Annotated in this window: 12 protein-coding genes and 1 other RNA gene; 8 read left to right on the top strand and 5 right to left on the bottom strand. The window is 70.7% G+C overall.

The features are described 5' to 3' along the window. Positions 1 to 1,025: alpha/beta fold hydrolase (locus I0Q12_RS32060; protein ID WP_374068589.1), on the bottom strand; the 1,025-nt coding region annotated here is incomplete at its 3' end. A 195-nt stretch (positions 1,026 to 1,220) separates the two neighbouring features. Here I0Q12_RS32060 and panB point away from each other — a divergent pair. The 4 genes from panB (at position 1,221) to pip (ending at position 5,388) form a co-directional block, all read left to right on the top strand. Then, complete coding sequence (panB, locus tag I0Q12_RS05560; protein WP_197250990.1) at positions 1,221 to 2,069, top strand: 3-methyl-2-oxobutanoate hydroxymethyltransferase; 849 nt, start codon at positions 1,221 to 1,223, stop codon at positions 2,067 to 2,069. A 189-nt stretch (positions 2,070 to 2,258) separates the two neighbouring features. Next, the gene (locus I0Q12_RS05555) at positions 2,259 to 3,887 is read left to right on the top strand and encodes a GMC oxidoreductase (protein ID WP_197250989.1); all 1,629 of its coding nucleotides are present in this window, start codon (positions 2,259 to 2,261) and stop codon (positions 3,885 to 3,887) included. Between the two features lie 110 nt (positions 3,888 to 3,997). Continuing rightward, entirely contained in the window at positions 3,998 to 4,426 is a 429-nt protein-coding gene (locus I0Q12_RS05550; RefSeq protein ID WP_197250988.1) for a hypothetical protein, read from the top strand. Continuing rightward, positions 4,426 to 5,388: a prolyl aminopeptidase gene (pip, locus tag I0Q12_RS05545; protein WP_197250987.1), complete on the top strand. Its 963-nt coding sequence runs from the start codon at positions 4,426 to 4,428 to the stop codon at positions 5,386 to 5,388. Before I0Q12_RS05550 ends, pip begins: the two co-directional genes overlap by 1 nt. Positions 5,389 to 5,404: 16 nt before the next feature. Here pip and I0Q12_RS05540 read toward each other — a convergent pair whose 3' ends face one another. The 4 genes from I0Q12_RS05540 to rnpB form a co-directional block, all read right to left on the bottom strand. After that, complete coding sequence (locus I0Q12_RS05540; RefSeq protein WP_197250986.1) at positions 5,405 to 6,025, bottom strand: CHAP domain-containing protein; 621 nt, start codon at positions 6,023 to 6,025, stop codon at positions 5,405 to 5,407. 16 nt (positions 6,026 to 6,041) lie between these two features. Continuing rightward, positions 6,042 to 7,454, bottom strand: coding sequence for an RNB domain-containing ribonuclease (locus I0Q12_RS05535; protein ID WP_197250985.1), 1,413 nt, complete (start codon positions 7,452 to 7,454; stop codon positions 6,042 to 6,044). Positions 7,455 to 7,470: 16 nt separating this feature from the next. Then, entirely contained in the window at positions 7,471 to 7,650 is a 180-nt protein-coding gene (locus tag I0Q12_RS05530) for a hypothetical protein (protein ID WP_197250984.1), read from the bottom strand. Between the two features lie 245 nt (positions 7,651 to 7,895). After that, positions 7,896 to 8,315: RNase P RNA component class A (rnpB, locus tag I0Q12_RS05525), an RNA gene on the bottom strand. 57 nt (positions 8,316 to 8,372) lie between these two features. On the opposite strand from rnpB, the gene I0Q12_RS05520 reads away from it, so the two are divergent. The 4 genes from I0Q12_RS05520 to I0Q12_RS32055 form a co-directional block, all read left to right on the top strand. Continuing rightward, positions 8,373 to 8,894, top strand: a complete 522-nt coding sequence (locus I0Q12_RS05520; RefSeq protein ID WP_197250983.1) for a DUF1697 domain-containing protein — start codon at positions 8,373 to 8,375, stop codon at positions 8,892 to 8,894. 110 nt (positions 8,895 to 9,004) lie between these two features. Continuing rightward, on the top strand, positions 9,005 to 9,835 hold the full coding sequence (locus I0Q12_RS05515; RefSeq protein ID WP_197251017.1) for an acyl-CoA thioesterase II: 831 nt from the start codon (positions 9,005 to 9,007) through the stop codon (positions 9,833 to 9,835). Positions 9,836 to 9,878: 43 nt separating this feature from the next. Continuing rightward, a complete protein-coding gene (locus I0Q12_RS05510) occupies positions 9,879 to 10,289 on the top strand; it encodes a DUF427 domain-containing protein (RefSeq protein ID WP_197250982.1) in 411 nt (136 codons plus the stop codon). A gap of 32 nt (positions 10,290 to 10,321) precedes the next feature. Continuing rightward, positions 10,322 to 11,056: lipase family protein (locus tag I0Q12_RS32055; RefSeq protein ID WP_231610067.1), on the top strand; the 735-nt coding region annotated here is incomplete at its 3' end.

Here is an 11,056-nt window from a genome sequence, read left to right as displayed (position 1 = left end):
AGACTCGGCGAGTACAGGGCCTGCTGCACACCGGTGATCGCGTCGCGGTGGCTGAGTCCGCGCGGGTCGGTGGTCCGGGCCGGGGCGGTGATCAGCGGGTCGACCAGCGCCCGGAACCGCGCGACGGCCTGCGTCGGATCGGTGCCGAGCGCGCAGGTGTCGTAGCGGGCACAGTCCGCGGCGAACGCATCGAACGCCCGCTGGAAACCGGCGGCCTGTAGCACCACCTCCTCGACGGGTTCCTGCTCGGGGTCGAGCGCGCCGTCGAGGACGAGGGCGCGGACCCGGTCGGGGAACGTCTCGGCGTAGACCGTGCCGAGCCGGGTTCCGTACGAGAAACCCAGGTAGTTGAGCTTCTCGTCGCGGAGCACGCCGCGGATGACGTCCATGTCGCGGACCACCTCGCGGGTACCGACGTGGGCGAGCAGATCGAGTCCGGACCGCTCGACGCACGCGTCCGCGTACTCCTGGCTGTGTTTCTCGCTCGCGGCGATGCCCTCGGGGGACATGTCGCCGTCGTCGCGGGCCCGTTCCGCGTCGGCCTCCGCGTCGGTCAGGCAGCGCACCGCGGGCTCGGACGCACCGACCCCGCGCGGATCGAAACCGACGACGTCGAATCGTTCCGCGAGTTCGGTGGACGCGGCGACGGTGGCCATGCCCAGACCGGATGCCCCCGGTCCGCCCGGGTTGACCAGCAGGGATCCGATCCTGTCCCCGCCCGCGCGCACACGCGAGATCGCGATCTTCGCGGTCGCACCGTCCGGGTCGTCGTAGTCGAGGGGAACGGTGATGCGGGCACATTCCGCGCCCTCGCGCCCGAGGCGGGGACCGTCCGTGCCGTAGCCCGCGCAGGACTCCCAGGTCACGGGCTGGGTGTAGAACTGCTCCAATCCGTCCGGAACTCCGACCGGTTCGGCCGGGACCGCCCTCGTGGTGTCCGACGGGGAGCCGCAGGCGGTGGCCAGCGCGAGACCGGCGACTGCCAGGCCGGTGAGGACACGGGATCGCAGTCCGGGGGTGAGGATCGGCACTCCAGCGATGCTAGCGACGCGCGGTCCGGCGCCGCCGCGAGCGACCGCGGCCGGGCGGCTGCGACGAGCGGGAATGTGACCAATCGCACGACGCGCCCGGTACACGCGCGGAGCGTGCGGTGGCAGACTCGAGATCGTCATCACCAACCCGGGGACCCCGCACGGGCCTCGAGGCAGAAAGGGACAGCGATGTCCGACAACATGACTTCCGTGTACGGCGGCGCTGCCGCGTCCGATGCCCCCAAGCGCAAGACTCGCGTGCATCACCTGCAGGCGATGAAGGCCGAGGGCCGACGCTGGGCCGAGCTGACCGCCTACGACTACTCGTCCGCACGCATCTTCGAGGATGCGGGCATTCCGGTGCTGCTCGTCGGCGATTCCGCCGCGAACGTCGTCTACGGCTACGACACCACCGTCCCGGTCACCGTCGACGAGATGCTGCCGCTGGTACGCGGCGTCGTCCGTGGCGCACCGCACGCGCTGGTGATCGCCGACCTGCCGTTCGGCACGTACGAGGCGTCCCCCGAGCAGGCGCTCGCGACCGCGATCCGGTTCATGAAGGAGGGCGGCGCCCACGCGGTGAAGCTCGAGGGTGGCGAACGGGTCGCCCCGCAGATCGCGGCGATCACTGCGGCCGGCATCCCGGTGCAGGCCCACATCGGCTTCACCCCGCAGTCCGTCAACACCCTCGGCGGGTTCCGGGTGCAGGGCCGTGGCGACGGCGCCGAGCAGCTGATCCTCGACGCGATCGCGGTCCAGGAAGCCGGTGCGTTCTCCGTCGTGATGGAGATGGTTCCGGCCGAGCTGGCCGGTCAGGTCACCCGCAAGCTGACCATCCCCACCGTCGGCATCGGCGCGGGCAACGAGTGCGACGCGCAGGTGCTCGTGTGGCAGGACATGGCCGGCTACACTAGCGGCAAGACCGCCAAGTTCGTCAAGAAGTTCGGCAACGTCGGCGACGAACTGCGCCGCGCCGCGGCCGACTACGCCGCCGAGGTTGCCGCGGGTACCTTCCCGGGCCCCGAGCACTCCTTCTGATCCCACTTCCCTGATCCCGGTCCCGACGGGTGTCACGGCCATGCCGTGGCACCCGTCGTCGGCATTCGGGGCCGGCAATTCACCCGGGATGGCCTCCGGACGCGTCCTCCGGTTACAGTAACCGCCGGTAGCGGGCGGGCCGGTCGGTCACGTCCGGGGGGTATCACGGACATCCTTGGGGGCTCTGGGATGAAGCGGCGTCGTTTCCTGCAGGCATCGACCCTGGCGGCTGCTGCCGTCGCGTTCGGGCCGGGGCTCGCAGGATCGCGGTCCGCGTCCGCGCTGCCCGTGGGGACCGACACCTACCTGCGCCTGGTGCCCGAACTGTTCGCCGCTCCCCCGACCGCACCCGACCACTCCGAGGTCATCGTCGTCGGATCCGGTTTCGGGGCCAGCGCCGCGGCGCTGCGCCTGGCCGAGTCCGGCAGCCGCATCACCGTCCTCGAGCGCGGCCTGCGCTGGCCGCGCGATCCGCAGCGGGAGATCTTCACCACCGACCTGCTCGCCGACGGCCGCGGCCTGTATCACCGTGTGGCGTTCATCGGCCCCACCGGTGTCCCGGTGACCTGCGACGACTTCGCCGGGGTCCTCGACGTGGTCGACTACCCCAACCTGTCGGTGTGGCGCGGCGCCGCGGTCGGCGGCGGCTCCGTCGTGTTCACCGGCGTGATGATCGCGCCCGAGCAGCGCTTCTTCGAGCACGTGTTCGGCTCGCGGCTCGACTACCGGGAGATGACCTCCACCTGGTATCCGAAGGTGCGCTCCATGCTGCGCCTCGATGCGATGCCCGACGACATCTACGGCGCCCCCGAGTTCACGCACTCGCGCCGGTGGGACGCGGACGCCCGCGCGGCCGGCTACACCCCGCATCGCATCGACGGGATCTGGAACTGGGACGTCGTGCGCGACGAACTCGCCGGGCGGGTGCGGCGCTCGGCGATCGCCGGCGAGAGCAACCTCGGCAATTCCAACGGCGCCAAGTTCGACCTCACACAGAACTACATTCCGGCCGCCGAGGCCACCGGGCGCGCACTCGTGTGCCACGCGCATCGCGTGCTCGCCGTCGGTCAGGAACCCGACGGCCGCTACCGCGTCGACGTCGAGATCGTCGACCCCTTCGGCACCGTGCTGCGGACGCGGACGCTGACCTGCGACAGGCTGGTGCTCGGCGCCGGCTCGATCGGCACCACCGAACTGCTGCTGCGCGCCCGCCACACCGGCGCACTGGCGAACCTCGACGACCGCGTCGGTCGTGGCTGGGGCACCAACGGCGACGCCGTGCTGGTCCGCTCCTTCGCGCTCACCGACGGATTCGCCGGCGACCAGGGCGCCCCGTCCGCCTCCCGGATCGTCGACGAGTCGGGCATGCCGCTGAGCCTCGAGAACTGGTTCGTCGCGGGCACCGCGAAGGACGTGGGCATGCTGGCCTCGCTCGGCATGACCCTCGACCCGCGCCGCGCCGAGGTCACCTACGACGCCGGCGCCGGCCGCGCCGTCGTGAACTGGCCGGCGGGCGGGGAACGGGAGAGCGTGGAAGCCCTGCGCGCCGTCCACGACGCGATGGCCGAGGCCGGCGGCACCGTGCCGGGCGCGCGGCCGATGGCTCCGGATGTCAATGCGTCCTTCACCGCCCATCCGCTGGGCGGTGCCGTCCTCGGCGAGGTCACCGACGGCTACGGTCGCGTGCACGGTCATCCGGGCCTGTACGTCGTCGACGGCGCTCTGATCCCGGGCAGCACCGGCACGGTGAATCCGTCGCTGACGATCGCCGCGCTCGCCGAACGCAACATCGCGCGGATCATCGCCGAGCGCGGCTGACGGGTGACGGACGGCACCATCGCAGTGGTGACGAACGGCACCGCCGTCGTGCGGTCCGCGGGTGGCAGACTCGGTGTCGACATCGACCGCTCGACCTCCGAGGTGACTCCATGACCGGACTCCGACGCACGCTGACCGCGGCCGTCGTCGCTGCTGCCACGATCACCGTGCTCGGTGCCTGCGCCCCGGGATCCGAACCCGCGCCGAGTGGTTCGACCAACCCCGCGCCGCCGACCGCCGAGACCACTGCCCCGGCGGCGCTGCCGGGTGGGGTCACCGAGACGCAGGCGGCGGATCTGTGCACCCGGATGGAGGGGGAGCTGCAGAGCTGGCGCACCTACACCCCGTCGATGAGCAAGCCCGGCCTGAACCTGCTCGTCGGCGAGTGGGCCGCCAACAACGGCATCGATCTGATCGCCCTGGCCGGGGACCGCGCCCGCATCGACGAGATCACCACCGCGCAGTGCCCGGACGTTCGCGACGAGGCGCTGAGGGCGCTCGAGATCCCCGACTTCGCGTCGGCGCTCGTGGGTTACTGATGACCGAGTTGCGCAAGCCCTATCCGCCGATCGAGCCGTACGAGCAGGGCATGCTCGACGTCGGCGACGGCCAGCAGGTGTACTGGGAGATCAGCGGAAACCCGGACGGCAAGCCCGTGGTGTTCCTGCACGGCGGCCCGGGTGGCGGCACGTCCCCGCTGCATCGGCAGTTCTTCGATCCCGGCGCATACCGCATCGTGCTGTTCGACCAGCGGGGCTGCGGCCGGTCCCTTCCGCACGTGGCGGACGGCGCGGACCTCTCGACGAACACCACCGGCCATCTGTTGGGGGACATCGAACTGCTGCGCACCCGGCTCGGGATCGATCGCTGGCAGGTCTTCGGCGGATCGTGGGGATCGACGCTCGCGCTGGCGTACGCGCAGAAACATCCCGACCGGGTCACCGAACTCGTCCTGCGCGGGGTGTTCCTGCTGCGGCGCAGCGAGATCGACTGGTACTACAACGGCGGGGCCGGGCAGATCTTCCCGGACCTGTGGGAGAAGTTCTGCGCCCCGCTGGCGGGTGCGGAGCCCGGCGAGCATCCGGTCGACACCTACCATCGGCTGCTGCACTCCCCCGATCCCGAGGTCGCGCTCGAGGCGGCGGTCGCGTGGTCGACCTGGGAGGGCGCGACGAGTTCGCTGCTGCCGCGGCCGGAACACGTCGCCGAAACCGGGGAGCCGCGTTTCGCGTTGGCGTTCGCCCGCATCGAGAACCACTACTTCCACCATCGCGGATTCCTCGACGAGGGTCAGTTGCTGCGGGATGCGCACCTGCTGAACGGCATTCCCGGGGTCATCGTGCAGGGACGCTACGACGTGGTGTGCCCGGCGACGAGCGCGTGGGCACTGCACCGGGCGTGGCCGGAGTCGACGCTGCAGATCGTCGACGACGCCGGACACGCCGCGAACGAGCCCGGCATCACCCACCACCTCGTCGAGGCCACCGACCGGTTCCGGTGAGCCCCGTTCGGTCTCCTCAGCCGGCGAGGAGACCGAATCCGACGACGGCCGGGTCCGATGCCCAGTCCAGGCTGTGCACCCGGATCCGGCCCATCTCGTTGCCGCCGACCGTGATCGCGGTGGTGCCGTCGACCGCGACGACGATGTTGGTGTGCTGACCGACCCAGCTGGTGTTGTCGTAGAGCACCACGTCACCGACCTCGGGACCACGGCCGGAGCCGGCGGGCACGAATCGGCCCTCCTGCTCGTAGTACTCCTGCAGCGTGTACACGCCGGGGATCCGCCAGTGCCCCGAATTCGGGTTGGACAGCGGCATTCCGGCTTCGCGCATGATCCAGCTGACGAAGTCGGCGCACCACGGTTCCTTCACGCCCTCGGAATAGAAGGTGCCGGGCCGCTGCGCGTCGTCGAGCTGCTCGAGCAGGAACACGACGCGGGCCTGCTGCGGCGACAACGCGGTCGTGTCGATCTTCGGGAACGGTTCGGTGTCCCACGGCAGATAGCGGCTCGGCGCGAGCCACAGCACGAACCCGGCCGCGGCCGCGAGCACCGCGACGACGGCGACGAAAACGGCGGCGAGACGGCGGTTCCGGGATCGGCCGGAACCGGTCGGGGTGTCGGATCGGGTGTCGGTCACGCCGTCGACGGTACCGTCACCTCGAGTACGCGAACTGCACCTTCCGCGTCACCGGGTCGGCCACGTCGAGCGTGACCCGCACGTGGGTGCCGTCGTCCGGCTCGCCGCTGCACGGGGCGATGACGGTCTCGGACGGGACGAACACCTGCGCGTCGCGCCGGCCGTTCGCGCCCCGGATGACGGTCGCGTCGAACTGTTCGCCCACCCGCGGCGCCAGCACCGTCGCCTCGGTCAGGTCGATGCAGGTGCGGGCGATCTTCCCGGCGATCGAATCCGACGCCGACATGATGTCGGGCATCGCGGCCAGCTCGTCCCGGATTTGCTGCGGCACCGGCTCGCCCGCGCTGACGGCCAGGCACACCTCGGTGGCGTAGCGGTCCGACAACCGGCGCAGCGGCGCGGTGACGTGCGCGTAGGGTGCGCCGATCGCGCCGTGCACGAGAAGATCCGGCAGCGACCCGTCGAGCGGTCGATACGATGCGCCGCGCAGCAGTGCCGGTGCCTCGCTCATGAGCACCAGCGTGGTGGGCAGGTTCGCGTCCAGGCCCGCCAGGAAGTTGCCGACGGACACCTCCGCCGGCCACGGAACGTTCAGCGCGGCGGCGGTGTGCCGCAACGCGGCAACCGCTTCCGGGTCGGCGGGCGGCAGCGTGCGCAGCAGCCCGACCTTCGCCTCGATCATCATCGACGCCGCGCACATGCCGGTCAGCAGCGACACCTGAGAGTTCCAGTCGTCGGCCGCGGTGCGCGGTTCGATCTGCAGCGTCCAGCCCTTACCGTCGGCGACGACGTCCTGCTCCGGCAACCGCAACTCGATCGCGCCGCGCGCCCGCGCCGCGGCCTGACGCAGGCGACCGAACTCGGGCAGCGCCGCGATCGACGGATGCAGCGTCCCGGCCACCGCGTCGGCCTGCACCCCGGCGTAGTCCAACCGCGCCGCCGAACGCACCAGCGCCCGCCTCACCGTCACGGAGACGGGTTCGGCGGCCGCGTCGAGTTCCATCCGCCACAGCGCCGCGGGCCGGATCTCACCGGGCAGCAGACTCGCCGAGCCCTCCGCCAGCTCCCGCGGATGCAGCGGGACCGAACCGTCCGGCAGGTAGTAGGTCTGGCCACGTTTGTGGCTCTCCTTGTCGATCGCACCACCCGGTTCGACGACGGCGTGCACATCGGCGATCGCGTAGTGCAGGACGAACCCGCCGTCGGCGGTGCGTTCGAGATGCAGCGCCTGATCGAGGTCCATCGACCCGGGCGGATCGATCGTCACGAGCGGCAGGTCCGTGCGGTCCTCGCGCTCGGCCGCGAAACGGTCGACGGTCTTCTCCGCTTCCGCGATCGCGGACGCGGGGTAGCGGTCGTCGAGCGCGAATTCGGCGCGGACGGCACCGAAGTCGATCGCGGGCGCGACGACAATGCGTGTGTTCACCACGGGCGCGTGAGGCTCCTCAGTTGTTCCACTCTTCGTCGGCGGCGTCCGCGGCCTTGTTGCGTTCGGCCGCGATCTCGAGCGCGCGCTCGGCGGTGGCTCGGTCCGGATAGGGACCCATCCGATTCAGTGCGTTGGGATCCTTGCCCTGGGAGACCTTGCCGGTGCTCACGTCGTAGTACCAACCGTCGTCACTCATATCGACAGTCTGCCGCAACGGTGGGCGAGAACGGGCCGAACCCGCCGGTCGGGCGTGGCTGGTACCGTCGCGTCCGGTCCCCCGAACCCGATACGAGAGCCGAGGAGAACCACATGTCCTACCTGATCTTCGACAACCTGCTGCCCTACCTGGGTGCCGACGCGGCTACCTACTGGGCGCAGCTGCTGGTGGTCGGCCCGCTCTGACCGGACCCGCTCCGGTCACCCGGCGGTGCCCGTGAAGGGCGGACGAGTCGGCCTGTAAGCCGGATCCTGTCCCCCGCCGAGGCGGGGTGGCGACCATCCATCTGGGCACACCGTCACCGGGTACCTCGAGCGGTCCACCCGCAGGCTCGGGCGAGCAGCCCTCGAACACCTGCGCAGCCGCACCGCCGCCCCGAGGGGGTGGTGCGGCCTTCGACCTTGCTCCGGGCGGGGTTTACCGAGCCACCCCGGTCACCCGGGGTGCTGGTGCGCTCTTACCGCACCGTTTCACCCTCACCTGCCCCGAAGGGCAGGCGGTCTGTTTTCTGTGGCACTGTCCCGCGAGTCACCTCGGGTTGCCGTTAGCAACCGCCCTGCTCTGTGGAGTCCGGACTTTCCTCGGCTCGGGGCCTGACACCATTCGGTGCCGGTTCCTCGATCCGCGGCCGCCCGGCCAACTCGTCCGCGTCGACCACCATACTGCCCCGCCTGTCGGTGACGCGAACTACGGTGCCGTCCATGACGCGTTACGTGGCTCTGCTGCGAGGGATCAATGTCGGCGGCATCACCATCAAGATGGCCGACCTGAAGGATGTGTTCACCCGACTCGGCTACGGCGACGTGCGTACGGTGCTCGCCTCCGGCAACGTCGTGTTCGGCTCGGAGAAGACCGACCCGGCCTCGTTGAAGGCGGAGATCGAGGCGACTCTGGGTGCCCGCTTCGGTTACGAGGCGTTCGTGTTCGTGCTCGAGCAGGCCCGATTCGCCGGTCTCGCCGATGCCTGCCCGTTCGAGGAGAACCGGGACGGCTGGCACACCTACGTCGTCTTCGTGGCCGACCCGGTCGTGCGCGAGGAATTGCTCGGTATTGCCGTGGACCCGCAGATCGAGCAGGTCGCGCCGGGTGAGGGCGTCGTCTACTGGCATGTCGTCAAGGGGTCGACACTCAGCAGTGCGTTCGGGAAGGTCGCGGGCCGTGCCCGGTACAAGTCCGTGACTACGACCCGGAACATGCGTACGATCCGCAAGTTGCAGGGGTAATCCGGCTCCTGCCCTCGGAGAACTCTGCTCTCACGAGGTTCGGCGAAGGGGCGGGCGTGACGACACCTCCGGATTCGGTGAGGACCGTCGAGGGATCGTCGGTGGAGCGCATGCTCCGCATCTTCGACGTCACACCCAGCGGCGAGAATCGGTTCACCGGTGAGAGCGACGGCGGCGGCCGGCGCGTCGCCGATGCAACCCAGTTGCTCGCCCAGGCGATCGTCGCAACCGCGAAGCGTTTCCCCGACAAGGAGATCCGGTCCGCGCGGGCAGTGTTCGTGCGCGCCGTCGACTCGGAGATTCCGGTCGACTTCGAGGTCGAGGTGCTGCACGAGGGCCGCACGATGGCCGACGCGGAGGTCGCCGTCTGCCAGAACGGCCGCCGGCACGCGATGGTCTCGGTGCTCGCCGACGTGCCCACCGGCGACGTCGTCCGACACCACGCTCCCCGGCCGCAGGTCGCCGGTCCCGAAACCGCTCATCCGGTACACATGCCCATGACCGGCCGCGATCTGCGGGTCGTCGACGTGGTGGACGTCCGCAGCCCGGAGGAGGTCGGGCCCCCGGAACTGCACGCGTGGTTGCGCTACGACCCCGTCCCCGAGCGCGCCGACCTCGCCAAGGCGCTGCTCGCGCACTTCACGAACCACCTGTCGGTGTCGGCGACGCTGCGCGCGCACGCGGGGGTGGGCACGAGCCAGGCGCACCGGACGATCTCGACCGGGGTCGTGACGGTCACGGTCGCCTTCCACGAACCGGTCCGCTGGGACGGATGGCTGCTGTACTCGCACGAGAGCACGCAGGTCGGCTCCGGCATGTCGTACGTGCGCGGTCAGGTGCACACCGAGTCCGGTGACCTGCTCGCGTCGTTCACGCAGGAGGCGATGATCCGGCCGATCCGGCCCGAGGACGCGGTGATTCCGGCCGCGTCACGGCTGTGAGCACACCCCGAACCGTGCCCGACCGATCCGAACGAGGACACCCATGAGCACAGGAACCGACAGCACCCGTTCCCCCGGCTTCGCGGCCCGGCCCGACTACCGCGTCGACATCCACGCGCGCCGCAACGTGGTGCGCGCAACCCTGAACGGCGTGCGCCTCGCGGAGACGAGCGGGTCGCTGCTCGTCGACGAACAGGACCACGGGCTGGTCTTCTACTTCCCCCGCGCCGACGTCCTCGTCGATCTCGCAACGTCCGACGCCCCGTCGACCCGCTGCCCGTACAAGGGGGAAGCCACCTACTGGAGCGTCGAGGGCGACGGCGGGGAACCGCTGTGCTGGAGTTACGACGATCCGTACGAGCAGGTCGCTCGTCTGCGCGGGCACGTCGCGTTCTACCAGGACCGTGTCGACGTGTCCGTGCACCAGGCACATCCCGCGGTCTCCGGCCGCTGAGGCAGCACCGCTGAAGACAGACAGGAACCCGAATGCCCCGCAAGCTCAGGAATCTCGCGATGATCGCGGTCGCGGGAATCACCGTCGCGGCGCCGCTCGCCGCGCCGGTGGCCGCCGCCGACCCGGCCGGTCGCTCCGGCGAGTACACCGACTTCTACCTGCCGCCCGATCCGCTGCCTGCGGGCTCCCCGGGGGACGTGCTGCGCGTCGAGCCGTCGGTGGCGGCGATCGTGCCCGGCACCCCACTCGCGATCGATGCCACCGTCACCCGGGTGATGTACCGGAGCGTGGGCGCGGCCGGGGACCCCGTGGCGGTCACCGGCACCGTGCTGGTCCCCACCCTGCCGTGGGCCGGGACCGGACCGCGCCCGACGGTGATCGTCGGCCCGGGCACGCAGGGCATGGGCGACCAGTGCGCGCCGTCGAAGCTCATGGTCTTCGGCCAGGAGTACGAGTACCTGCAGATCGCGCCGCTGCTCGCGCGCGGCTACGCCGTGGCCGTCACCGACTACGAGGGTCTGGGCACGCCGGGGATCCATCCGTACCTGAATCGGGAATCGCAGGGTCACGCGATGCTCGATCTGGCGCGGGCCGCACGGTCGCTGACCGAGCTGGGCATCGCCGAGGACACCCGGTTCGCGTTCTGGGGATATTCGCAGGGCGGAATGAGCTCGGCGGCCGCCGCGGAATTGAAGGACAGCTACGCACCCGAGTTGCCGGTGGTCGGGGCGGTCGCCGGATCCCCGCCCGCGTCCCTGGCCGATCTC

The sequence above is a fragment of the Rhodococcus sp. CX genome, from assembly GCF_015865005.1.
GTDB lineage: Bacteria > Actinomycetota > Actinomycetes > Mycobacteriales > Mycobacteriaceae > Rhodococcus.
The sequence above is the reverse complement of the archived record's forward strand: the minus strand, read 5'-3'. Positions and strand labels throughout refer to the sequence as shown.